Origin of the sequence: Faecalimonas sp. LCP19S3_D12 (genome assembly GCF_052121495.1) — a bacterium.
Taxonomy (GTDB): Bacteria; Bacillota; Clostridia; order Lachnospirales; family Lachnospiraceae; genus Faecalimonas.
Genome location: NZ_JBQKED010000003.1, coordinates 51,457 through 76,881 on the forward strand (window position 1 = coordinate 51,457; position 25,425 = coordinate 76,881).

The following is a 25,425-nucleotide window of genomic DNA, read 5'->3' on the forward strand; positions in this document are numbered from 1 at the left end:
CAAGATGGCAGAACAGGAAAATAACGGAGCATGCTCTTCTGAGAGCTGTTCTAGCTGTGCACACTCAGATTCTTGTGCGAGCAAGAAAGTAGATATGACAGTGCCGGCAAATGAATACACACATGTTAAAAAAGTAATCGGTGTGATCAGTGGAAAAGGCGGAGTTGGAAAATCGATGGTTACAGCCTCGCTTGCAAGACTTATGAGAGAGCAAGGTTATTCGGTGGGAATTTTAGATGCAGATATCACAGGTCCATCTATTCCGAAGATGTACGGAATCCATGAGCACGCGATGGGAACAGAAGTTGGAATGTTTCCGTGTATTGCAAAAGATGAGACAAGAATTATGTCTGTCAATCTTTTGTTGGACAGTGAGGACACACCGGTGATTTGGAGAGGCCCGGTCATTGCAGGTGTTGTAAAACAGTTCTGGAATGAAGTACTCTGGGGAGATTTGGATTACTTATTCGTAGATATGCCACCGGGAACAGGGGATGTGCCATTGACAGTGTTCCAGTCTTTGCCGGTAGATGGAGTGGTCATCGTGACATCGCCGCAGGATCTTGTTCAGATGATTGTGAAAAAGACCTACTATATGGCAAAACAGATGAATATTCCGATTATCGGAGTTGTTGAGAATTACAGTTATTTGGAATGTCCGGATTGCGGAAAGAAAATCTCTGTATTCGGAGAAAGCCATATTGATGAGATTGCAAAAGAACTTGGCATGAGTGTACTTGGGAAAATGCCAATCGATCCGAAGCTTGCCGAGATGGTGGAAGCAGAGAAATTCTATGAAGTGAAAAATGAATATTTGAAAGATGCAGTGGAAAGACTGCAGTAGCAAAGAAGACGTATGAGAGAGAATCTTGTGCGTCTTTTTTTTCGCAAGCGAAGATCTTAAAACTGCAGAAAATTTGAAATCGCTATTGCAAACGTTTGTTCTGTATGGTAGTATAAAAACAGAACATATATTCGTGCGAAGAGGAGCGAAAAGATGAAAATCACAGAACAGATGTCTCTTTTAGAAAAACTGAATATTTTATCAGATGCGGCGAAATACGATGTGGCATGTACATCGAGCGGAGTTGACAGACAGAACGATGGCAATGGAATAGGGAACTGTGCGAAGGCTGGAATTTGTCATAGTTTTTCAGCAGATGTAAGATGTATTTCATTATTGAAGATTTTGTTTACAAATGAATGTATTTATGATTGTAAATATTGCATTAACCGTTCTTCAAATGATGTGAGAAGAGCATCTTTCACTCCGGATGAAGTATGTACTCTGACAATTGAATTTTACCGCCGGAATTATATAGAAGGATTGTTTTTGAGTTCCGGAATTCTGCATAGTCCGAATTATACGATGCAATTGATTTATGAGACGCTTTATAAGTTAAGGACAGAGTTCCATTTTCAGGGATACATTCATGTAAAGGCAATTCCAGGAGCGGATCAGGAACTGATACAAAGAACAGGATTTTTGGCAGACAGGATGAGCGTGAATTTGGAGCTTCCGACAGCAGAAGGACTTAAAAAGCTTGCTCCACATAAGAATAGAAAAAATATATTGGCGCCGATGCGTCTTGTGCAGAGCAAGATGGCTGAGAATCAGAATGAGGTAGCAGTCTATCGGAATGCGCCGCGGTTTGTTCCGGCAGGACAGAGTACGCAGATGATCATCGGAGCTACTCCGGAGACGGATTTTCAGATTATCAATGTTGCAGAATCTCTTTATAAAAAGTTTGAATTGAAACGCGTGTTTTATTCTGCATTTATCCATGTGAATGAGGATGAACATCTTCCGGCAAGAACAGGAGACGGTCCTCCATTGTTGCGGGAACATCGCTTGTATCAGGCTGACTGGTTGCTGCGATATTATGGATTTGAGGCGAAAGAATTGCTGTCTGAAAAGAACCCGAATTTCAATGTGTTGGTAGATCCCAAATGCAATTGGGCACTGGAACATCTGGAATGTTTTCCGGTGGAAGTCAATCGAGCTGATTATCATATGCTTTTGCGGGTTCCGGGAATCGGGTATAAATCTGCTGGAAGAATTGTCAAAGCAAGAAGAATGGGAACATTGGATTTTCCGGATTTAAAGAAGATGGGGGTTGTGTTAAAGAGAGCGTTATATTTTCTGACCTGTAATGGAAAGATGATGTATCCGACGAAGATAGAACAAGATTATATTTTGCGCAATCTACTTCATGTAGGGGAAAAACTGCCGCTTACAGTAGAACAGATGAACTACAGACAATTGTCGTTATTTGATGATGTAAGCTTTGGGAGCGAACGGGCAAAACAAAACAGAGTGGATAAAGTTTTTAGGTAATGGAGAAGATGATATGAAGCAGATTTTTGTATGCAATGATACGATTACAGGAATTTTTTCGGCAATTTACGATGCGTGGAAGATTGTACTCTCTTTTGGAGAGACTGGGATTGCACTGAAAGGGATGATGAACCAGGAACTTTTTTGTGAATACACTGAAAGTGTGGAGAGTGAGAAAAAGGCAATTGCAGTGGAGAATATGATAAAAAAGAATCTGGGGATGGAGGTGTACCGGAATATTTATTATGCAATATTGGCAGAGGATGCAAAGAAGGCGAATGCAGTTCTTGGAATGATGCAGGAGGCGAGGCGAATACACGATAAAAGGAAGATTATGGAGCATTTGTCGCACGAGCAGGTTAGAAAAGTGTTCGAGCTAAAGAGAACAGTGGAGAATGAAGCGCACTGTTTTCAGGAATTTATCCGTTTTTCTGAGTTGGAGAGTGGAGTGCTTTTTTCGAAAATTGCACCTAAAAATCAAGTGCTTACATGCATCGCAGATCATTTTGCAAATCGTTTGCCGTTAGAGAACTGGATGATCTATGATGAGACCCACCAGATGTTTCTGATACATCGCAAACAGCAGAATTGGTTTCTTGTTTGGAATGAAAAATTGAATAAAGAAAAGATAAACAGGGTATCCTATGCAGAGAACACGTACTCCGAACTTTGGAAGGGCTTCTTTGAAAATATATCAATAGAAGAAAGAGAGAGTTACCAGAGACAGAGACAACATTTACCGATTCGGTTTCGTGGAAATATGGTTGAATTTGTACGATAATCGACAAAAAATGAGTTCTAATTATACAATTCGACGATTGACGACAAGCGATTGAATTGGTATAATAAAAAAATGTGTTTAGCAATACCATGAAAGGAGTGATCACAGTGGACAAGAAGTTTCAAATAAGACTATCTGCTACCGAAGACGTAAAAGAATTTGTAAGAGCAGCTGGGCAGTGCGACTTTGACATCGATGTATTTTATAACCGTGTGGTAATTGATGCTAAATCTATTCTAGGAGTTCTAAGCTTAGATTTGACTCAGCCTCTGACTGTTCAGTATGGTGGACAGAATGATAATTTTGAAAAGACATTAAGAAAATTTGCAGCATAGATATGTGATGGAAGGAAGCTCTGAATCTTTTGCGGTGTAAGCCGAAGATTTGGGGCTTTTCTTTTACACATGGATAAATAAACATGCTATAATGAGGCGGGAGGAAATACAGATGGAAGAGAAGATAATTCGTATTTCTGTTCGCAATTTGGTAGAGTTTATATTGCGGGAAGGCGATATTGATAATAGAAAAGCGGGGCTGCCAGATAAGGAGGCAATGCAGCTTGGTGGAAGAATTCACCAGAAGATTCAAAGACAGATGGGATCTGACTATCATGCGGAGGTTCCGTTAAAGATTACGGTTCCCTGTGATGGATTTGCGATTCAAATAGAGGGAAGAGCAGATGGAATTCAGAAGACAGCAGATGGAGTTGTGGTTGATGAGATCAAAGGAGTCTTGCGTGAGCTGGAATATATTGAGAAGCCCGTCAGCGTGCACCTTGCACAGGCAAAATGTTATGGGTATATCTATGGAAAACAGCAGGAACTGGATAGCATTACAGTACAGATGACATATTGTCAGATGGAGACAGAGGAAGTGAAGCGTTTTCAGGAGATATTTTTGATTGAGGAATTGGAGAGATGGTTTTTCAATATTGTGATGCAATATGAGAAGTGGGCACGCTTTCAAGTCGAGTGGAGGCAGACAAGGGATGCGACAATAAAGGAGGCAGAATTTCCATATCCTTACAGAGAGGGGCAAAGAGAGCTTGTGACATCTGTCTACCGGACAATTCTGAGGAAGAAAAAATTATTTATTCAGGCGCCTACCGGTGTAGGAAAGACGATGGCAACTATATTCCCAGCGGTGAAAGCGGTAGGAGAAGGACTGGGGGATAAGATTTTTTACCTGACGGCGAAGACCATTACAAGAACCGTGGCAGAGCAGGCATTTCAGATTCTAAAAAAGAATGGTCTGCAGTATAAAGTTGCCACATTGACCGCGAAAGAGAAAATCTGTTTTTGTGAAAAGGCGGAATGCAATCCAGATGTATGTCCATATGCAAAGGGGCATTTTGACCGGGTGAATGATGCAGTTTATGAAATGATCACTACGATGGAGGAGATGAGCCGGGAGAATATAGAGACTCAGGCGAAAAAGCATAAGGTATGTCCGTTTGAGATGGGACTGGATGTGTCGTTGTGGGTGGATGCCATTATCTGTGACTATAATTATGTGTTTGATCCGAATGCACATTTGAAGAGGTTTTTCTCAGAGGGGAAAAAGGGAGAATACTTATTCTTGATTGATGAGGCACATAACCTTGTGGAGCGTGGCAGGGAGATGTACAGTGCGGTTCTCTATAAAGAAGAGTTTTTACAGATGAAAAAAGCAGTCAGATATGAGAGTGTGAAACTGACACGGCAATTAGCGGGATGCAATCAAATGTTGCTGGAGATGAAAAGAGAGTGCCAGACATATAAAGAATATAATAGTATTTCCCATTTTGCGTTGAAATTGTTGAATGTAATGAATGGTCTGCAAAAGCTTTTGGAAGAGAAGGAGCAGGTAGATGAGGAAGTTTTAGAGTTCTACTTTCATGTTCGGAACTTTCTTAACATATATGAAGAAGTGGATGAAAATTATGTGATTTATACAGAATTGGAGGAAGACGGAGACTTTAAGTTGAAATTATTCTGTGTGAATCCGGCAGTAAAATTACAAAATTTTTTAAGTCAGGGCAACAGTACTGTGTTCTTTTCGGCAACACTTTTGCCCATCCGGTATTATAAAAAGTTGTTGAGCGTAGAGACGGATGACTATGCGGTGTACGCACATTCGCCGTTTAAAGAAGCGAATCGCCTTTTAGTGTTGGGACAGGACGTCAGTACAAAGTACACAAGGCGCGGATATGAGATGTATGAGCTATTTGCAATTTATATCAAGAATGTCATGCAGGCAAAACCAGGCAATTATCTTGTGTTTTTCCCATCGTACCGATTTATGGAAGAAGTGCGGGAGACATTTGAGAGATACAGGACAGAAGAGATGTGTTGTATGATGCAGGAACAGAATATGAATGAACAGGACAGAGAAGCATTTTTACAGGAATTCGAAGCAGAAAGAGAAGGAAGTCTGGCAGGATTTTGTGTGATGGGAGGTATTTTTTCAGAGGGAATTGATTTGACAAAGGAGCGTCTGATTGGGGCGATGGTTGTAGGAACCGGACTGCCGCAGGTATGCAATGAACGTGAGATTTTAAAACAATATTTTGACAGGCATGGAGAAAATGGGTTCGACTATGCATATTTGTATCCGGGGATGAACAAGGTGCTTCAGGCGGCGGGGCGTGTTATACGAACGGAGGAAGACAAAGGGGTAATTGCACTTTTGGACGATCGCTTTGCAGGAAGAAGATATTTGGAGATTTTTCCAAGAGAGTGGAGAGAACTTACTTATTGTAATGTAAAGACAATCGGAGAGAAAGTAGAACGGTTTTGGAAAAACGCTTATATCGAACCGGAGTCTGATATAAGCGTCTGAAAAGGTTATTCAATAGGTTGGAAATAGTTTAAAAATTCCAAGGTTGCTTTCGATACCGGGACATGCTCATTGTGAACGACAACGAGTTGTCTTGTAGGAAGAACCTCATCAGTGTGAACCACAAACAGATCGTCGGAATCTTTCGGGACACAGTAATCCGGAATAAAGGCGATTCCCAATCCAATTTTAGCAAGGTCGATCAAAAGATCATTGCTGCTGAGTTCGATCTCAGGGACGAGATCCAGCTGATGTTTTTGGAAAAGACTGTGTAAAAATTCACTTGTCGTACTTTTTCGATCGAGCATCAAAATAGGATAGTTCAGTAAATCGCGTAACGATAAGGCTTTATCCTTCAGTTCTGCAAAAGAACGGTTGGCGATAAAGACATCTTTGAATTCCGCAATCTGTTTAAAAGAATAAAGATTGCTCAAATAGGAATTCGGGTAGTTGATGACAATCAGGTCTACCTGACCTGTCTCCAATAATTCTACACATTTGATTGAAGTTTGGTTTGTTACTTTAATATGTGCGTTTGGAAATTCTTTATGAAACCGTTCTAAATATGGAACTAAAAAATAACGACAAATCGTGTCACTTGCGCCGATGCGAATCTGTCCTCCGGTGGAAGAAGAATCAATCAGCTGTGATTCTCCGCGTTTGATCAGATTCATCGCAGGTTCCACATGACGAAGGAGAATCTCGCCTTCTGGTGTTAGCTGTACACGTTTTGTGCTCCGGATGAATAAGGTCTGGTCCAATTTTTTCTCCAACGCTTTGATTGATTGGCTGACGGCTGATTGAGAGATGAACAGCTGCTTGGACGCCTCTGAGAAGCTCAAGGTTGTCGCAACATAAAAAAATACTTTATATAACTCGTAATTGATATCCATTATTAGTCCTCCTTATAAAAGTACTGTTTTTATTATAAGGGGTAAAAGGTAGAATTACAATAGAGAATAGAAAATTTAGGAAAGGAAGATGAATGTATGAAGATAGTGCACTGGTTTTTTGGAATGACAGCAATTCTTTCTGTGATTGTCATCTTATTGATTTCCAGTTTTGAAATCGGAATTTACAGTGATTTTGGGTGGTATGAAAAGGAATATGAAAAATACAATGTCACGGAAGATTTGGAGATGAAGATGGATGATGTCATGGATGTGACAGAAGAGATGATGGCGTATCTGAGAGGAGACAGGGAGGATCTGGTTGTTTGGACAACTGTGAATGGAGAAAAACAGGAATTTTTTAATGATCGGGAAAAAGCGCATATGGTGGATGTACAGAATTTATTTTTGGGAGGTCTGACATTGCGTTTTGGTGCGATTATCGTGCTTGTGATTTCGTTGAGTGGATTGATTTTCACAAAAGGGAACTGGAAACGGATTTTGCCAAAATCATTTTTGACAGGTTTGGGAGCATTTCTTGTAATCTCAGGAGGTCTTGGAGTATTGTTTGCATCCGATTTTAATAAGTATTTTTTCTTATTTCATGAGATCTTTTTTGACAATGATTTATGGCTGTTGGATCCTGCAACGGATTTGATGATCCGAATGCTTCCCGAAGGATTTTTCTTTGATATGGTCATTCGGATAGGAAGTATTTTTATTGGTATGCTGGCAATACTACTCATTCTCAGTGTGCTTATTTTGCACAGACAGAAAGCGAATAAGAAAAACTTATAAGTGAGTTAAGATATATTAATTATACTAATGATGCGAAATGTGGTAGGATAAGGATAGTAGCCAAAATGGAATTACAGATGGAGGATAATATGAATAGTGTAAAACGTGTATATGTAGAAAAGAAACAAGAATTCGCAGTACAGGCAAAAGAGTTGAAACAAGAATTAAAAAGCTATTTGGGAATTCAGACGGTGGAAAATGTACGTGTGCTGATTCGCTATGACATTGAAAATATTTCAGATGCAACATTTGAGACGGCGTGCAATGGTATTTTTTCCGAACCGCCGGTAGACATTTTATATAAAGAAGAATTTGAAGTGAAAGAGGGAAGCAGAATTTTCTCGGTGGAATATTTGCCGGGGCAGTTTGATCAGCGTGCAGATTCTGCAGTGCAGTGTGTGCAGTTCATCAAAGAAGACGAGATGCCGGTAATCAAGTCAGCAACGACTTATGTCATTGAAGGTGCGATTACAGATGAAGAATTTGCCGCAATCAAAGCGCACTGCATCAATCCGGTAGATTCCAGAGAGACGGGTATGGAAAAGCCGGAGACATTGATTACACAGTTTGAAGAGCCGGAAGATGTAAAAATCTTTGACGGTTTTAAAGATATGGAAGAGGACAAGTTAAAAGAATTATATGATTCTTTAGGACTTGCCATGACATTCAAAGATTTTCTTCATATTCAGAACTATTTCAAGGGAGAAGAAAAGAGAGATCCTTCTATGACAGAGATCCGTGTGTTGGATACATATTGGTCTGACCACTGCCGTCATACAACATTCTCTACAGAATTAAAAGAAGTAAGTTTTGGAGAAGGCGATTATAAAGAACCAATCGTCAATGCATACAAACACTATTTGAATACACACAGTGAGATTTTTTCAGGAAGAGAAGATAAATTCGTATGCCTGATGGATCTTGCACTTATGGCAATGCGCAAATTAAAACGTGAAGGAAAGTTAGAAGATCAGGAAGAGTCTGATGAGATCAATGCGTGCAGTATCGTTGTTCCGGTAGTCGTTGACGGCGTGGAAGAAGAATGGCTTGTGAATTTTAAAAATGAGACACACAACCATCCGACAGAGATCGAACCGTTTGGTGGAGCAGCTACTTGCCTTGGTGGAGCAATCCGTGACCCATTGTCAGGACGTACTTATGTATATCAGGCAATGCGTGTGACCGGTGCAGCAGATCCGACGGTGTCCGTAAAAGAGACAATGAAAGGGAAATTGCCGCAGAAGAAATTGGTGACAGGAGCAGCGCATGGATACAGCTCTTATGGTAATCAGATTGGTCTTGCAACCGGTGCGGTAAAAGAGATTTATCATCCGGATTATGTGGCAAAACGTATGGAGATCGGCGCTGTTTTAGGTGCGGCGCCAAGAAGAGCGGTTATCAGAGAGACATCGGATCCGGGAGATATCATTATCTTATTGGGTGGACGTACAGGACGCGACGGTTGTGGTGGAGCAACAGGTTCTTCTAAAGTACATACAGAAGAGTCTATCGAGACATGTGGAGCAGAAGTTCAAAAAGGAAATCCACCGACAGAACGTAAAATTCAGCGTCTGTTCAGAAGAGAAGAAGTAAGTAAATTAATTAAAAAGTGTAATGACTTTGGTGCCGGTGGTGTGTCTGTTGCAATTGGTGAGCTGGCAGATGGACTTCAGGTGAATTTAGATAAGGTGCCGAAAAAATATGCAGGTCTTGACGGAACAGAGATTGCGATCTCTGAATCACAGGAGCGTATGGCTGTTGTCGTTGATCCGAAAGATGTAGAGCAATTTTTGGCATATGCAAAAGAAGAGAACTTAGAGGCTGTAGAAGTGGCTGTTGTGACAGAGACTCCAAGATTAGTATTGTCATGGAGAGGAAAAGAGATTGTTAATATTTCCCGCGCATTCCTTGATACAAACGGTGCACATCAGGAGACAACAGTAGCAGTTGACATTCCGAACAGAGAAGACAGTATTCTTGTGAAAGAGGATGTCGATGATGTAAAAGAAAAATGGTTGGATACCTTAAAGGACTTAAATGTATGTTCTCAGAAAGGTCTTGTAGAGATGTTTGACGGTTCTATCGGGGCGGGCTCTGTATTTATGCCGCACGGTGGAAAATACCAGATGACAGAGACACAGGCTATGGTTGCAAAATTACCGGTATTGACCGGAAAATGTGATACAGTGACTATGATGAGTTATGGATTTGACCCGTATCTGTCAAGCTGGAGTCCATATCATGGTGCAGTTTACGCAGTGCTTGAATCTGTGGCGAAAATTGTGGCAAACGGTGGAGATTACAGTAAGATTCGTCTTACATTCCAGGAATATTTCCGCAGAATGACAGAAGATCCGTCAAGATGGAGCCAGCCATTTGCAGCGCTTCTTGGAGCATATGATGTACAGCTTGGACTAGGACTTCCATCTATCGGTGGAAAAGACAGTATGTCAGGAACGTTCCAGGATATAGACGTGCCTCCGACACTTGTATCATTTGCAGTGGATGTGGCAGAGCAGAAAGACATCATCACACCGGAATTAAAAAAAGCAGGTAACAAGTTAGTATGGCTTCGTGTGGAAAAGGATCAGTATGATCTTCCGGTATATGCTCAGGTAATGGATCAGTATGGTAAATTCAGAGAGGATATCCAAAACGGAAACATCGTATCCGCTTACGTATTAGACAGACACGGTATTGCAGCAGCTGTCAGCAAGATGGCATTTGGTAACGGTATGGGTGTGAAGATTGAAAGCAATGTGGATAAGAGAGAGCTGTTTGCACCTGCATTTGCTGATATCATTGCAGAAGTACCGGCAGAAAAAGTATCAGAGCTTGCAATTACATATACAGTCATCGGTGAAGTGACAGATAAAGCAGCGCTTGAATATGGTGACGTGACAATCGAATTGAAAGAAGCAGTTGATACATGGAAAGCTCCGCTTGAAAAAGTATTCCCAACTGTTTCAGGACAGACGAAGGCGAAAGCTGTGCAAGAACAACTGTTCAACACAGACAGCATCCATATCTGCAGCCATAAGATTGGACAGCCAACTGTATTTATTCCTGTATTCCCAGGAACAAACTGTGAGTATGACAGTGCAAAAGCATTTGAACGTGCCGGAGCGAAAGTAATCACAAAAGTGTTCAAAAATCTGGATGCAGCAGATATCCGTGATTCTGTCGCTGAGTTTGAAAAAGCAATTGCACAGGCACAGATGATCATGTTCCCGGGGGGATTTAGTGCGGGAGATGAACCAGATGGTTCTGCAAAATTCTTTGCAACTGCATTCCAAAATGCGAAGTTGAAAGAAGCGGTAGAAAAATTATTGAACGAACGTGACGGTCTTGCACTTGGTATCTGTAACGGATTCCAGGCGTTGATCAAGTTAGGATTGGTTCCATACGGAAAAGTTTGTGGACAGACAGCAGCATCTCCGACACTTACTTACAATACAATCGGACGTCATATTTCGAAAATGGTATATACAAAAGTTGTGACAAACAAATCACCTTGGCTACAGGGAGCTGAGCTTGGCGGAGTTTATACAAACCCGGCATCTCACGGAGAAGGACGTTTTGTTGCATCAGAAGAAGTGTTGAATGAATTATTCGCAAACGGACAGGTTGCAACACAGTATTGTGATCTGAATGGAACAATCACAATGGATGAAGAGTGGAATCCAAATGGCTCTTACAGAGCGATCGAAGGTATCACAAGCCCGGATGGACGTGTACTTGGGAAAATGGCTCACTCAGAACGCCGCGGTGATTCTGTTGCGATCAATATTTACGGAGAACAGGATCTGCAGATCTTTGAATCCGGTGTGAAATATTTTAAATAAGAATAGAGTGTTATAGTTTCTATATCAGAAAAGGATACGATGCATATAAAAAAAGGGTGCATCGTATCTTTTTATTTGGTATGATAAGAAGGAAAGAGAGGAAAAGAGATATTTATGAAAGAGAAATTGGAAAAATCGGGTTCTTTTATGATTACACTTCTGCTGCTTTCGGTGGCAACAGGGATTGGCTGGGTATTTCGTATTTTGCATTTCCCGGAGACGAATATTGTAATTGTCTATATTTTATCGGTAGTTCTGACAGCGCGTTTCACGAAAGGACATGTTTACGGAATTATGTCATCGCTTATTGCGACATGTGCATTTAATATATTTTTTACGTTTCCATATTTTACATTGTCAGTGAACAATCCAACCTATTTGATTACGTTTACTGTTATGACGATCACATCTGTTGCGACAAGTACTTTGACGGCAAAGGTAAAACAGAAAGTGAGAGAGGCACAGGAAAAAGAGGTGGCGGCAAGGTCACTGTACCATTTGACGAACCGTTTGACGAATGCGGAAAATCTAAACGAGACGATTGAGATAGCGACAAAAGCAATTGGAAAAGTCGTAGATGGAGAGGTTTCTTGTATTTGTTTTGATGAGGAACAGGAGGAAAAAGAAGAACAAAAGGATCCGGCATTCGAGGAGTGGCAGATATGTGGAAAGAAGTCTGTATTAGGGATTGTTCGGATTCCTAAAGAGAATTCGGAGACATTAAGTGAATCTGAAAAAAAGATATTGCGTTCTATGATTGAGAGCACAGCGTTCGCGATGGATAGATTCCGAAGCGAGGCAGAGCGGATCAAGGTGGGAGAAGAGATTGCGCAAGAACGTTATAGAGGGAACCTGCTCAGAGCAATTTCCCACGATCTTAGAACCCCGCTTTCTGGTATTATGGGGACAAGTGAGATACTGATGGGAATGGCAGACAAACAGGATGAGCGGTATATGCTTGCAGAAAATATTTATAAAGATGCGGCGTGGCTACACGCACTCGTGGAAAATATCTTGAATTTGACGCGTATGCAGGATGGAAAGCTAGTATTGAAAAAGCAGATGGAAGCGGTGGAGGAAGTGATTGAGATGGCGGTAAAGGTCATCGGCAAAAGGGCTCCGGAACGCGATATTTTGATAGACATTCCCGAAGACATGTTGTTGGTACCGATGGATGCAAGGTTGATCGGGCAAGTGCTAGTCAATCTTTTGGATAATGCGGTGAAGCATACAAAAGTGGAAGAAGAGATTCGGTTGACTGTCTCAGTAGATGAAAAAGAAAAAAAAGCAGTGTTTTCAGTTGCTGATAAGGGCACGGGAATTGCAAAGGAAGATATTCCGAATATTTTTAAGATGTTTTATACAACGAACCAAAGAGGCGCGGATACAAGCAGAGGTATAGGGCTTGGACTTGCAATTTGTGAGTCAATCATAACTGCACATGGCGGAAAGATCTGTGTGCAAAACAGAAAAGATACAAAAGGGGCAGAATTTATATTTATACTGCCTATGGAGGAATAAGAGCATGATAACAAGAAGTGAAACAATTCTCATTGTGGAGGATGATACGCAGATCCGAAATTTTATAAGCTATGTGCTGCAGCAGGAAGGTTTTCCGCATTTGAGTGCAGGAACCGCTAAAAATGCACTATCTTTGCTTGTGACGAATCCGGTAGATCTGGTTCTTTTGGATTTGGGACTTCCGGATTGCGATGGGATGGATGTGATCAAAAAAATCAGAGAATGGTCAGAAATACCGATTATCGTCGTGTCGGCGAGGGATCAGGATCATGAAAAAGCGGCGGTGCTGGATACGGGAGCAGACGATTATCTGACAAAACCGTTTTCTACCACTGAGCTGATGGCGCGTATCCGAGTGGCGCTTAGACATTTGAAAAAGACAGGTACGGAAAGTGGGCAGGCAGTGCGCACGGTCGGAGGTCTGTCAATTGATTTAGAAAAACGACTTGTGTATTTAGATGGAGCAGAGATTCATGTAACTCCGCTGGAATACAATTTACTTACGCTCTTTTTTAAAAACGCGGGAAAAGTTTTGACGTCGCAGTATATCATCAAAGAAATTTATGGAATCAGCTATGGGACAGATACGCAGGCGCTGAGAGCATTGATGGCGGGACTTCGGAGAAAAATTGAGAAAAGTCCGGCAAAACCAAGATACATTTTGACCGAGATAGGAGTCGGTTATCGTTTGGTAAATGAATAGAATAGTGTAGAATATAAATACCGTTTTGGCATAAAAAAGCCAAAACGGTATTTTTTTCTCACAGGATTCTCACAGCATCACGCGGAACTCTCACACCCATCTCACAAAAAAGAGATTAATATAAGCATGCAAAGAAAAAGAGAGCAATAAGGAGGTCTTTGTCATGATGAAAATAAAGAATAGTGATAAAGAAGAGATGCAGAGGCTTTGCAATTTTGTGAGGGAGAATGTGGAGAAACACGATTATGAAAAATGTAAAGAAAAAATTATGCGTGCAATGAGTGAATTCCCACATGCGGCAGAACCGCACAATCTGATGGGGATTGTGTTGGAAAAAGAAGGAAATCATGTAACTGCAATGAGACATTTCCGAGCGGCATGGGAATTAGATCCTGCATATCTCCCAACAAGGGAGAATCTGGAAGCCTTTGGAGCGTTTCCACAAAATAGTCGCTACGTGTTTGATGAAAGCGACTGTAAAGATGTTATGAAACAAGGAGGAGAAAGAGATGATGGATCTTATTATGATTGGAATTTTACTTGGTAGTTTCGGATTGATCAAACTATTCGCTGATTTTTGCGAATCACAGATAGAGCCGAAAAAGAATGAAACGAATAGAGAGAGGTAAGAGACATGTTACAAATTATAGCTACACTGGCAATTTTTCTGATACTCGTCATTCCAATGGGAAAATATATGTACCACATTGCCACATATCAAAAAACATTTGCAGATAAGGTATTTAATCCGATTGATCATTTTATTTATAAAATCTGCGGCATCAAAGACGAGGAGATGGGCTGGAAAAAATATGCGCTCACCTTGGTGATGGTCAATGCAGTGATGGTGTTTGTCGGATATTTGATTTTAAGAATTCAGAATGTATTGTTTTTAAATCCTAACGGGATTGAAGGAATGGACGTAAGCCTTTCATTCAATACAATCATAAGCTTTATGACAAATACGAATTTACAGCACTATGCAGGAGAAAGTGGTCTTTCTTATGCGAGTCAGATGTGTGTCATCATCTTTATGATGTTCACTTCTGCAGCAAGCGGATACGCAGCATGTATGGCATTTTGCAGAGGCCTTTCCGGAAGAAAAATGGGAAATTTTTATAAAGATATGGTGAGAATCATAACAAGAATTTTGATTCCGGTATCACTGATCTTGGGATTGGTGTTAGTCAGCCAGGGAGTTCCACAGACACTGATGGGAAATGTGACAGTAAACACCATCGAAGGAAAGTTTCAGGATTTGGCAATGGGACCTGTGGCAGCGCTGGAATCCATCAAACATCTGGGAACAAACGGTGGGGGATTCTTTGGTGCAAACTCAACGACGCCTTTTGAAAATCCGACAATCATTTCGAATATGGTAGAATTGATTTCTATGATGATTCTTCCGGGAGCATGTGTTGTCACATTTGGACATATGCTGCATGACAGAAAAAAAGAGAAAAAAGAGATGCAGGCAGTAATGCCGACAAAAAAACGGATTCTGATGGGAAGACAAGGAGCGGTAATCTTTGGAGCAATGGCAATTCTTTTTGCAGTAGGACTCACACTTTGCTACCATTCAGAGATGGCAGGAAACCCTGTGATCAGTGACATGGGAGTAGATCAGACTGCCGGAAATATGGAAGGAAAAGAAGTTCGGTTTGGAGTGGCACAATCTTCGTTATTCACGACCGTTACGACTTCGTTTACGACAGGAACTGTAAACAATATGCATGACTCACTGACACCGCTTGGAGGACTGGTACCGTTGCTACATATGATGCTCAACTGTGTGTTTGGAGGAAAAGGTGTCGGTCTGATGAATATGGTTGTGTATGTCATCCTTGCAGTGTTCATCTGCGGATTGATGGTAGGGCGTACACCGGAATATTTGAATAAAAAAATTGAAGGAAAAGAAATGAAACTGGTTGCGATTGTCATCTTGATTCATCCGCTTTTAGTTTTAGGCTTTTCAGCATTGGCTGTGTCTGTCACAGGAGGTACGGATGGAATTACGAATCCGGGATTCCATGGATTTACGCAGGTGTTGTATGAATATGCTTCTTCGGCGGCAAACAATGGTTCAGGATTCGAAGGTTTGGCTGACAACAGCACATTCTGGAATGTGACGACCGGACTTGCGATGTTCTTCGGACGCTATATTGCGATTATCGCACAGCTTGCGATTGCAGGTTCACTTCTTGCAAAGAAGAAAGTGAATGAGACAATCGGAACATTACGAACAGATAATGTGACATTTATGATTATCCTTGTATTTATCGTCTACATTTTTGCAGCTTTGACATTCTTCCCGGCACTTGCATTGGGACCGATTGCAGAGCATCTGTCAATGTGGATGTGATAAAGCAAAGAAAAGGAGATTAGGGACATGGCTAAAAAGGAAAAGACGAAATTTATTACACCGGATATTATGAAATCTTCTATTATAGGAGCATTTCAAAAATTGGATCCGAGATATATGATAAAAAATCCGGTAATGTTTGTCGTAGAATTAGGATTTTTCATTACATTGGTGCTTACGATTTTTCCGACTTTATTCGGTGAAGGAGGAGAAAATCGAATTTATAATGGTATTGTGACAGTTGTTTTGTTTATCACGGTGTTGTTTGCAAACTTTGCGGAATCTGTGGCAGAGGGACGTGGAAAAGCACAGGCAGCAACTTTGAAGAAGACGAAAAAGGATACAAAGGCAAGAGTGATCCGCCAAAATGGCGAAGAAGAAATGATCTTTGCATCAGAGCTTCGAAAAGGTGATATCGTATTGGTGAAAATGGGGGAAGTCATCCCAAATGATGGTGAAGTCATCGAAGGAATCGCATCAGTAGATGAATCCGCAATCACAGGAGAGTCTGCTCCGGTAACCCGTGAATCGGGCGGAGATTTCTCTTCCGTGACAGGAGGAACAACAGTTGTATCTGACTGGTTAAAGATTCGAATTGTGGCAGAACCTGGGGAATCATTTTTGGATAAGATGATCGCTCTTGTAGAGGGGGCGTCCAGACAGAAGACACCAAATGAGATCGCGCTGAATACACTTTTGATCGTGTTGACAGTAATTTTTATGATCGTGGTTATCACGCTGTATCCATTTGCAAATTATTTGGGCGTAGAGATTCCGATATCATGGTCGATTGCGCTGATGGTTTGCCTGATTCCGACGACGATCGGAGGACTTCTCTCTGCGATTGGTATTGCAGGTATGGATCGTGTTACTCGCTTCAATGTTATTGCAATGTCCGGAAAAGCGGTGGAGGCTTGTGGTGACGTCGACACAATGATTTTGGATAAGACAGGAACTATCACATACGGAAACCGTCTGGCAGCAGAGTTTTATCCGGTTGAGGGTGTTGGAAAAGAAGAATTGATTCAGTATAGTGTACTTTCTTCGTTACTTGATGAGACTCCGGAAGGAAAATCTACGGTAGATCTTGGAAGACAGATGGGATGTGACACAGAAGCATTTCATACAGAGGGCATGAATTTTGTGGAATTTACAGCACAGACAAAGATGAGCGGTGTGGATTGCAAAGACGGAACGATTGTAAGAAAAGGCGCTTCGGATGCGATCAAGACATTTGTAAAGGAAAAAGGTGGAAACATTCCGAAAGATCTGGAAGAGATTGTAGCGGAGGTATCTAATCTCGGAGGAACACCGCTGGTTGTATGTGTCAATGAGAAAATTTATGGTGTGATTTATCTGAAAGATACAGTGAAACCAGGATTGGTAGAACGTTTTGAGAGACTTCGTGAGATTGGAATCAAAACAATTATGTGTACCGGAGATAATCCACTCACAGCTGCGACAATCGCAAAAGAAGCAGGAGTAGACGGATTTATCGCAGAATGTCGTCCAGAAGATAAAATCGAGGCGATTAAGAAGGAACAGGCAGAAGGAAAATTGGTTGCGATGACAGGTGATGGAACAAATGACGCGCCGGCGCTTGCACAGGCGGATGTCGGACTTGCGATGAATTCCGGCACACAGGCTGCAAAAGAAGCGGCTAATATGGTGGATCTGGATTCTGATCCGACAAAAATTTTGGAAGTGGTAGAGATTGGAAAACAGCTATTGATTACAAGAGGTTCTCTTACGACATTCAGTATTGCGAATGATATTGCAAAATACTTTGCAATCATCCCGGCAATGTTTACACTGGTACTTCCACAGATGCAGATTTTAAATATCATGCATTTGGCAACACCGGCAAGTGCAATCCTTTCAGCGTTGATCTTCAATGCCATTATTATTCCGGCGTTGATTCCGATCGCTATGAAAGGGGTCAAATATAAACCGATGAAAGCAGAAAGACTTCTTTTGAAAAATATGAGTATCTATGGACTTGGCGGAATTATTGTACCGTTTGTCGGCATCAAATTGATTGACATGATCGTTGCTCCGCTGCTTAGTATGATCGGAATGTAAGGAGGAAAATTCTATGAAGAAACTTGGAAAAATGTTAAGGAAATCCATTGTGTTTTGTTTTGTGATGATTGTGATCTGTGCATTTATCTATCCGTTTGCCTTGACAGGAATTAGTCAGCTTACAATGAAAAACAAAGCCAACGGGAATCTGATCGATAAAAACGGCGAACCTACTTCAAATGCAGAAGAGGCGGTCGGCTCTGAATTGATTGGACAGGATTTTACAGAAGACTATTTCTTTCATGGAAGAGTATCTGCTGTAAACTATAATACATATACAGAAGAGCAAAAAGAAAATGGAGAGTACAGTGGAGTTGCATCAGGAGGCTCTAATTATGGAAATTCGAATCCAGAGTTGGAAAAACGAATGGAGAAAGATTTGGAGACATTTTTAAAAGAGCATCCGGATGTAAAGAAAGAAGATATTCCGGCTGACTTACTTACAGCTTCCGGTTCCGGACTGGATCCACATATCAGCCCGAAAGCAGCGGAAGTTCAAATTGAAACAGTTGCAAAAAATTCTGGATTATCAGAAGAAAAAGTCAAAGAAATCGTAAAGAGTCATACAGAAGAAAAATTCCTTGGAATTTTCGGGGAAGAAAAAGTAAATGTACTGAAATGTAATTTGGATATTGCTGCAGCGATGGGGATCATATAATGGAAGAGATGCGACCGAATTCAGAACAGCTTCTCAGGAGGCTGAAGTATGAAGAAGAACAAAAACAGACGACACGTGGAAAATTAAAGATATTTTTAGGTTATGCTGCTGGCTCTGGAAAGACTTACACTATGCTGGAGGCGGCGCATGAGGCGAAAAAACATGGAATCGATGTCGTTGCCGGTTATATTGAGCCGCATGACAGACCAGACACTTTGAAGCTGACAGAAGGATTAGAGATGATACCGCCGCTTTGGATTGAATATAAGGGAGTGAAATTCCGGGAATTTGATCTAGAGCAGGCGTTGAAACGAAAGCCGAAACTGATTCTGGTAGATGAGCTTGCACATACCAATGTTGCTGGGTGCAGAAATCATAAGCGGTATCAGGATGTAAAAGAATTACTGAGAGCTGGAATTGATGTGTATACAACCATCAATATCCAGCATTTGGAGAGTTTGAATGATCTTGTAGGGACGATCACGCATATTGAGGTGCGGGAGAGAGTCCCTGATCGCATTTTTGACCATGCAGATCAGGTGGAAGTGATCGATATTGAGCCAGAAGATTTGATCAAGCGTATGCAGGAAGGAAAAATTTATCAAAAGCAGCAGGCACAGAGGGCGTTAGATCATTTTTTCCGAAGAGAAAAACTTGCGGCACTGCGTGAGATCACATTGCGAAGGACAGCAGATCGTGTGAACCGCATTGCGGAAGAAGAACGAAATATTATGGGAGATATGGAATATCATACTGGAGAACATGTGCTTGTATGTATCTCAGCTGCAGAATCCAGCCCAAAAGTAATTCGATCTGCTGCGCGGCTTGCATATGCTTTTCATGCAAAGTTTACAGGAATCTATGTAGAGACTCCGGAAATGCAGGAAGCAGGAGAAAAGACAAAACAGAACCTTCAAAATCACATGGAACTTGCACGTTCGCTCGGGGCAAAGATTGTGACGGTATTTGGTTCAGATATCGGCTTTCAGATTGCGGAGTATGCAGTTGTTGGAAATGTGTCAAAAGTGGTTCTTGGCAGAACAAATCACAGCCGTTTTATCCAAAAACCAAGACCGGAACTTTTGGAGAAGCTTAACAACCGGGCACCGAATATCGATGTCTATGTCATTCCGGATATCAAGCAGAAAAAGGTGCGCAAAAAGATGAATATCAGATCGGAGCGATGGGAAAAAAAGTGGAAACGAATTTTTTGGGGATTTGTTGCAATCACGGTTGTAATGATTTTGACTACGATGGTTGCTTTTGTCCTGCAGAAATGGAATCTCCCGGAATCCAATATTATTATGGTATACATTTTGGGGGTATTATTGTCATCTTATATCTCTGACAATAAATTGTTTGCGGTTTATTCTTCCTTGTTTAGTGTTCTGGCGTTTAATTTTTTCTTTACAGAGCCATATTTGTCTTTAAAAGCCTATGACAAGGGGTATCCGACTACGTTTTTGATGCTTTTTATTGTGGGGTTGTTTACAGCTGTTCAGACAAGAAAATTGAAACTGCAAAATAGGGAGAGTGTAAAGAAAGCATACCGCACAGAGATTTTATTAGAAAACAGCCAGAAGCTTCGACGTTGTAAATCAGAGATGGAAGTGTGGAACCAGGTGGCAGGACAGGTTGGAAAATTGCTGAATTTGTCTTTACTCATTTATCCGGTAAATGAAAAAGGACTCTTAAATGATGCACTTGTATTTCCGAAAAAAGGCGTGATGAAGGAGCAGCTTGAGTTCCTTTTGGATGCTCAGGAGCGTGCAGTGGCGCAGTGGTCAGCTGCAAATCATCATCGTGCGGGAACATGTACGCATACACTTCCGACTGCAAAGGCGATGTATATTCCGATTCAGAACGAAAAAGAAGTGAAAGGAATTCTTGGAATTTATTTGGAAGAACGCCGAAAATTACAGGAATTTGAATATGGACTGTTGATTGCAATGTTAAATGAGACCGGAGTAAAACTTCAAGATACATTTCACTGATAGTATGGTATAATATGTATAATTATAATCTGATAGGAGAGGTGTATGGGAGAACAAGGGGCAAAACGTCAGAATGACGGTTGGAAAGGAATTGGTGTCACAATAGCTATTCTGGCAATAGCAACCGGGATTGGAGCGATGTTTCGCTACCTGAGATTTACAGAAGCAAATATCTTGATTGTCTATGTACTTGGGGTTATGATCACTGCTGTAATTACGGCAAGCAGAATGTGGAGCGTGCTTTCTTCTCTTTGCAGTGTTCTGCTTTTTAATTTTTTGTATACGGAGCCTAGATTTTCGCTCACGGCATATGATTCCGGGTATCCGATCACGTTCGTGATTGCATTTCTTGCGGCAATCATCGCAAGTAATTTAGCAATCCAGCTCAGAAAACAGGCAGAACAGTCGGCGTTGATGGCTTATCGCACAAAAATTCTTCTGGAGACGAATCAGATACTGCAGAAAGCAAAAAATGCAGAGGAAATCATACGAGAGGCAGCCGGGCAGATTGTGAAATTGATCGGGAAAAGTGTTGTGTATTATGAATGCACAGACGGAATCCTTTGTGAGCCGTCAGTCTGCCTTGCACAAGGAGAACAGGAAAAAAAGATTTATATAAGTGCGAAGGAGCGGGAAACTGCCAGGTACGCATTTGAGAGTAAAAAGCGTGCCGGTGCAAGCACAGAAGTAAAAAAAGATGCAGTCTGTATGTATTTGACGATTCGCAATGGTGACAATGTATATGGTGTGATTGGTGTTGCTCTGAAAGGGATACAGCTAAATACATTTGAAAGCAATCTGCTTCTCTCGATTTTAGGAGAATGTGCATTGGCGTTGGAGAAAGAGATCTATAACCGAAAACGAGAAGAGGCGGTTACGAAAGCGAAAAATGAGCAGCTGAGAGCAAATCTGCTGCGATCGATTTCGCATGATTTGCGAACACCGCTTACAAGTATATCGGGGAATGTAGCAATCCTTTTGAATAATGAGGAGGCGTTTGACAAAGAAAAACGCAGACAGCTGTATACGGGAATTTATGACGATTCGATGTGGCTAATCAACCTTGTGGAAAATCTGCTTTCCGTGACGCGTCTGGAAGAAAGTTCCATGCGGCTCAATATGCAGGTGGAACTTGTGGACGAGGTGATTGAGGAGGCGCTAAAGCATATTAGCAGAAAGCGGGAAGAACATCAGTTAGTCTATGAACCATCAGAGGAATTACTTCTTGCAAAGATGGATTCCAGATTGATAGTGCAAGTGCTGATCAATCTTGTGGAAAATGCCATAAAATATACACAGGAAGGCTCCCGCATAGAAATCTCTGCGGTGCAAAAGGGAGATATGATACAGATATCGGTTGCAGACAATGGAAAGGGAATCAAAGAAGATGCAAAAGAAAAAATCTTCGATATGTTTTATACCGCTGAGAATAAGCCGGCAGACAGCAGGAGAGGACTTGGACTGGGGCTGTTTTTGGCAAAATCCATTATCCATGCACATGACGGGATAATTTGGGTCACGGATAATGTTCCGAGCGGAACGATATTTTCGTTTACATTACAGGCTGAGGAGGTAACGATAAGTGAATAAACCATTGATATTAGTAGTAGAGGACGATACAGCGATCAGGAACCTGATTACGACCACATTAGAGACACAGGAATATCGTTTCCATACAGCGCCAAACGGCGTGCAGGCACTTTTAGAGTTGGTGTCTCAAAAGCCGGACATTATGCTTTTGGATCTGGGACTTCCGGACATGGATGGAATTGAGATTATTAAAAAAGTTCGTTCCTGGTCAAATCTTCCGATCATTGTAATCAGTGCAAGAAGCGAAGATCGAGATAAGATTGAGGCATTGGATGCAGGGGCGGACGATTATCTGACCAAACCATTTTCTGTGGATGAACTTTTGGCGAGACTTCGCGTGACGTTAAGAAGGCTGCAGTACATGAGTGTATCGCAGGAGCAGACAGAATTTGTCAATGGAGAACTGCAGATTGATTATGTGTCCGGCTGTGTATATTTGAAGGAAAAAGAGTTGCATCTGACTTCGACAGAGTATAAGTTGTTAAGTCTGCTTGCAAAGAATGTGGGGAAAGTGCTGACACACACCTATATTACAAGAGAAATATGGGGGAGTGCATGGGATAATGATGTGGCATCGCTTCGGGTTTTCATGGCAACACTTCGAAAGAAAATTGAAGAAAACCCGTCGCAACCACAATATATTCAGACACATATCGGCATCGGATACCGTATGCTTCGAGTTGTTAATAAGTAAAAGAGTGAATCACTTTCTTTTCACCCATGATGATTAAAGTTTCATCGCGGGTGAAAATGTGTTCCGGTTCTGGAAGAGGGGAAATTTTCCCTTCTTTTTTTGTCGCAAGAATACTGATGTTATATCGGTTCCGTATAGATTTTTCAATAATGCTTTTGCCAATCCAATTGCCTGGAACTGCGACTTCACAGATCGCAACCTCCGGTGTGAGTTCGATGTAATCAAAAATGTTCTTTGAGCCGTATTTTATGGCAAGGCGTTCAGCCATTTCGCGTTCTGCGTAGACAACGTGGTCGGCTCCGTTTCGAAGCAGTAATTTGCGGTGTACGTCTCTGCAGGCGCGGGCGAGAATGTATTTCGCCCCAAAATCTTTTAACAGAACAGTGATCTCAAGTGCACTTTGAAAATTATCTCCGATTGCGACTACGCACAGATCAAAGTTATTGACACCAAGAGATTTGATGAAGGTCTCATTTGTGGCATCAGCAATCTGAATGTCCGGCAGAATGTTGATAGCATTGTCTGCACGCTCTTCGTTTTTTTCGACAGCAAGTACCGAATTGCCTTCCTCTAAAAGTTTACGTGTGATGTGACGTCCGAAACGCCCAAGTCCAATTACTAAAATAGATTTCATAATCAATACCTCTTTAACCAAGTTGAATTTTTTCCAATGGCAGAGCCGATGGAAGGGGTTTTCTTGTAAATGAAAAAGCCAAAAGCATGGTAAGGGAACCAACCCTTCCGAATATCATTAAAAATGCAAGTAATGCGTGAGACAGCGGCATCAGTTCTGGTGTGATTCCAGTGGAAAGTCCGACTGTTGCGATTGCCGATACACTTTCAAATAAAGAATCCAAAAAGTCTATATTCTCAATTCTGGATATGATCATCGCCACAGAGAATGAGAATGTAATGTACAAAAAGAAAATGCAGGTCGCTTTTCTTGTGATAAAGTCTTCCAGACGTCTGCCGAACACCTCAGTGGATTTTCTACTGCGAAATGTGGTGATGACAGAAAGAACCAAAACGGCAAAAGTCGTTGTTTTGATTCCACCGGCAGTAGAGCCAGGGGAGCCACCGATCAGCATCATACTGATAATCAGAAAACGACCAGTCTGAGTCAGAGCTGACAGGTTGACACTGTTGAACCCGGCTGTTCTTGCACTGACAGACTGAAAGGCTGACGCTGCTACTTGTTCAGAAAGTGTCAGATCCTGATAGGCGCCTGTTCCGTGTTCGCATACGAAAAGCAAAAGCGTGCCGGCTGCAATCAAGAAGAATGAGACACTTAAGACCAATTTGGTGTGAAGCTGCATTTTGTGAAAGTGCAATTTTGTAGCCAATATGTCGTGCCAAACAAAGAAACCAAGTCCCCCGATGATAATAAGCGCCATAATGATAAGGTTTACATACCAGTTTCCTACTTCTCCTGTCAGCGAGGAAAATGGCTGTACACTTCCCATCAGATCAAAGCCTGCATTGCAAAACGCGGAGATACTGTGGAAAATGGAGAACCAGATTCCTTTTGAGAGTCCAAACTTGGGGCAAAAGTGAAACGCAAGTAAAAATGCTCCTAAAAATTCAATGAAAAACGTACCTATTATAATAAAGCGCGTCATTTTTACAATTCCGCCGATTTGTGGAGCAGAGACAGAGTTCTGCATCAATGATCTGGATACCAAGCCAATCTTTCGCTTTGTGAGCGTCATAATTGAAATACAAAGCGTCATAAATCCGATTCCGCCAATCTGAATCAGACAGAGAATGACACTTTGACCGAAGAAAGACCAGTGAGTGTATGTATCAACTTGTATCAGACCAGTCACACACGTTGCAGATGTGGCTGTGAAAAAACCGGTAAATAAATTGGCTGCATCCGGATTTCTTGTAGAAATGGGAAGAGCCAAAAGTATAGAGCCGATACATATGATCGCACAGTATCCAAATAAAATAATCTTCATAGGCGAAAGGTGAAGAAAATGATGATAAAGTTTTTGTATAGAAGATATAAAAATCACCTCTTTGACTGTTTATAAACTATATAGATTATAAGAGATAGTAAATTAAAAACACATTAAGAAAGAAAAATTAATATAAAGATTATATAAAGAAAAAAGTGGCTTTAATAAAATCTTTACGGAAATGGATTTGTTTTTATCAGATTTTAACAGGAGGATTGCTAGAATACAGTGTAGAAGAAGAGGTGAGGAGAATGAGAAACTTTATATTAATTTTAGCATTGATTCTTTTGTTTGCGATTGGATTTGTCATCATGAGAAGTATAGACAATTTTATAGAAAATGGCGGATTTAAAACTGAATAAAATGCAAAAATTACGAAAAATTATAAAAT

20 protein-coding genes are annotated in these 25,425 nt (G+C 41.2%); 17 read left to right on the top strand and 3 right to left on the bottom strand.

Features of this window, described 5'->3' with window-relative positions; translation table 11 throughout:
• Nucleotides 1–4: 4 nt before the first annotated feature.
• From ACTQXY_RS01540 to ACTQXY_RS01560, 5 genes are all read left to right on the top strand, one after another.
• Complete coding sequence (locus ACTQXY_RS01540) at nucleotides 5–844, top strand: P-loop NTPase (RefSeq protein WP_441657987.1); 840 nt, start codon at nucleotides 5–7, stop codon at nucleotides 842–844.
• Between the two features lie 153 nt (nucleotides 845–997).
• Nucleotides 998–2,338: a putative DNA modification/repair radical SAM protein gene (locus ACTQXY_RS01545; protein ID WP_441657988.1), complete on the top strand. Its 1,341-nt coding sequence runs from the start codon at nucleotides 998–1,000 to the stop codon at nucleotides 2,336–2,338.
• 13 nt (nucleotides 2,339–2,351) lie between these two features.
• Nucleotides 2,352–3,119 (top strand): TIGR03915 family putative DNA repair protein, encoded by a 768-nt coding sequence (locus tag ACTQXY_RS01550; RefSeq protein ID WP_441657989.1) that lies wholly within the window; start codon nucleotides 2,352–2,354, stop codon nucleotides 3,117–3,119.
• Nucleotides 3,120–3,208: 89 nt separating this feature from the next.
• Nucleotides 3,209–3,454 (top strand): HPr family phosphocarrier protein, encoded by a 246-nt coding sequence (locus ACTQXY_RS01555; RefSeq protein WP_004611252.1) that lies wholly within the window; start codon nucleotides 3,209–3,211, stop codon nucleotides 3,452–3,454.
• 112 nt (nucleotides 3,455–3,566) lie between these two features.
• Nucleotides 3,567–5,939 (top strand): helicase C-terminal domain-containing protein, encoded by a 2,373-nt coding sequence (locus ACTQXY_RS01560; RefSeq protein WP_441657990.1) that lies wholly within the window; start codon nucleotides 3,567–3,569, stop codon nucleotides 5,937–5,939.
• Between the two features lie 5 nt (nucleotides 5,940–5,944).
• Here the strand turns inward: ACTQXY_RS01560 and ACTQXY_RS01565 are convergent, their stop codons facing one another.
• Complete coding sequence (locus ACTQXY_RS01565) at nucleotides 5,945–6,829, bottom strand: LysR family transcriptional regulator (RefSeq protein WP_004611250.1); 885 nt, start codon at nucleotides 6,827–6,829, stop codon at nucleotides 5,945–5,947.
• A gap of 96 nt (nucleotides 6,830–6,925) precedes the next feature.
• On the opposite strand from ACTQXY_RS01565, the gene ACTQXY_RS01570 reads away from it, so the two are divergent.
• From ACTQXY_RS01570 to ACTQXY_RS01620, 11 genes are all read left to right on the top strand, one after another.
• Nucleotides 6,926–7,624, top strand: a complete 699-nt coding sequence (locus tag ACTQXY_RS01570; RefSeq protein WP_441657991.1) for a TIGR01906 family membrane protein — start codon at nucleotides 6,926–6,928, stop codon at nucleotides 7,622–7,624.
• A gap of 89 nt (nucleotides 7,625–7,713) precedes the next feature.
• Entirely contained in the window at nucleotides 7,714–11,469 is a 3,756-nt protein-coding gene (locus ACTQXY_RS01575) for a phosphoribosylformylglycinamidine synthase (protein WP_441658034.1), read from the top strand.
• Nucleotides 11,470–11,583: 114 nt separating this feature from the next.
• The gene (locus ACTQXY_RS01580; protein WP_441657992.1) at nucleotides 11,584–12,990 is read left to right on the top strand and encodes an ATP-binding protein; all 1,407 of its coding nucleotides are present in this window, start codon (nucleotides 11,584–11,586) and stop codon (nucleotides 12,988–12,990) included.
• A gap of 4 nt (nucleotides 12,991–12,994) precedes the next feature.
• Complete coding sequence (locus ACTQXY_RS01585) at nucleotides 12,995–13,693, top strand: response regulator (protein ID WP_441657993.1); 699 nt, start codon at nucleotides 12,995–12,997, stop codon at nucleotides 13,691–13,693.
• A 163-nt stretch (nucleotides 13,694–13,856) separates the two neighbouring features.
• The gene (locus ACTQXY_RS01590) at nucleotides 13,857–14,240 is read left to right on the top strand and encodes a tetratricopeptide repeat protein (RefSeq protein WP_441657994.1); all 384 of its coding nucleotides are present in this window, start codon (nucleotides 13,857–13,859) and stop codon (nucleotides 14,238–14,240) included.
• An 87-nt stretch (nucleotides 14,241–14,327) separates the two neighbouring features.
• Nucleotides 14,328–16,055 (top strand): potassium-transporting ATPase subunit KdpA, encoded by a 1,728-nt coding sequence (kdpA, locus tag ACTQXY_RS01595; RefSeq protein ID WP_441657995.1) that lies wholly within the window; start codon nucleotides 14,328–14,330, stop codon nucleotides 16,053–16,055.
• A gap of 27 nt (nucleotides 16,056–16,082) precedes the next feature.
• Nucleotides 16,083–18,137 carry a potassium-transporting ATPase subunit KdpB gene (gene kdpB / locus ACTQXY_RS01600; protein WP_441657996.1) on the top strand — a complete coding sequence of 685 codons (2,055 nt, stop codon included), beginning with the start codon at nucleotides 16,083–16,085 and terminating at the stop codon, nucleotides 18,135–18,137.
• A 13-nt stretch (nucleotides 18,138–18,150) separates the two neighbouring features.
• Nucleotides 18,151–18,795 carry a potassium-transporting ATPase subunit KdpC gene (gene kdpC / locus ACTQXY_RS01605; protein ID WP_441657997.1) on the top strand — a complete coding sequence of 215 codons (645 nt, stop codon included), beginning with the start codon at nucleotides 18,151–18,153 and terminating at the stop codon, nucleotides 18,793–18,795.
• Complete coding sequence (locus tag ACTQXY_RS01610) at nucleotides 18,795–20,789, top strand: DUF4118 domain-containing protein (protein WP_441657998.1); 1,995 nt, start codon at nucleotides 18,795–18,797, stop codon at nucleotides 20,787–20,789. The genes kdpC and ACTQXY_RS01610 overlap by 1 nt, the downstream gene beginning before the upstream one ends.
• A gap of 45 nt (nucleotides 20,790–20,834) precedes the next feature.
• On the top strand, nucleotides 20,835–22,379 hold the full coding sequence (locus ACTQXY_RS01615; protein WP_441657999.1) for an ATP-binding protein: 1,545 nt from the start codon (nucleotides 20,835–20,837) through the stop codon (nucleotides 22,377–22,379).
• Nucleotides 22,372–23,073, top strand: a complete 702-nt coding sequence (locus ACTQXY_RS01620) for a response regulator (RefSeq protein ID WP_441658000.1) — start codon at nucleotides 22,372–22,374, stop codon at nucleotides 23,071–23,073. Before ACTQXY_RS01615 ends, ACTQXY_RS01620 begins: the two co-directional genes overlap by 8 nt.
• Here ACTQXY_RS01620 and ACTQXY_RS01625 read toward each other — a convergent pair.
• Both ACTQXY_RS01625 and ACTQXY_RS01630 read right to left on the bottom strand, forming a co-directional pair.
• Nucleotides 23,063–23,707, bottom strand: a complete 645-nt coding sequence (locus tag ACTQXY_RS01625) for an NAD-binding protein (protein WP_441658001.1) — start codon at nucleotides 23,705–23,707, stop codon at nucleotides 23,063–23,065. The two genes, ACTQXY_RS01620 and ACTQXY_RS01625, sit on opposite strands and share 11 nt — an antisense overlap.
• Before the next feature lie 13 nt (nucleotides 23,708–23,720).
• Nucleotides 23,721–25,034 carry a potassium transporter TrkG gene (locus tag ACTQXY_RS01630; RefSeq protein ID WP_441658002.1) on the bottom strand — a complete coding sequence of 438 codons (1,314 nt, stop codon included), beginning with the start codon at nucleotides 25,032–25,034 and terminating at the stop codon, nucleotides 23,721–23,723.
• Between the two features lie 215 nt (nucleotides 25,035–25,249).
• On the opposite strand from ACTQXY_RS01630, the gene ACTQXY_RS01635 reads away from it, so the two are divergent.
• On the top strand, nucleotides 25,250–25,396 hold the full coding sequence (locus tag ACTQXY_RS01635; RefSeq protein WP_441658003.1) for a hypothetical protein: 147 nt from the start codon (nucleotides 25,250–25,252) through the stop codon (nucleotides 25,394–25,396).
• Nucleotides 25,397–25,425 lie beyond the last annotated feature (29 nt).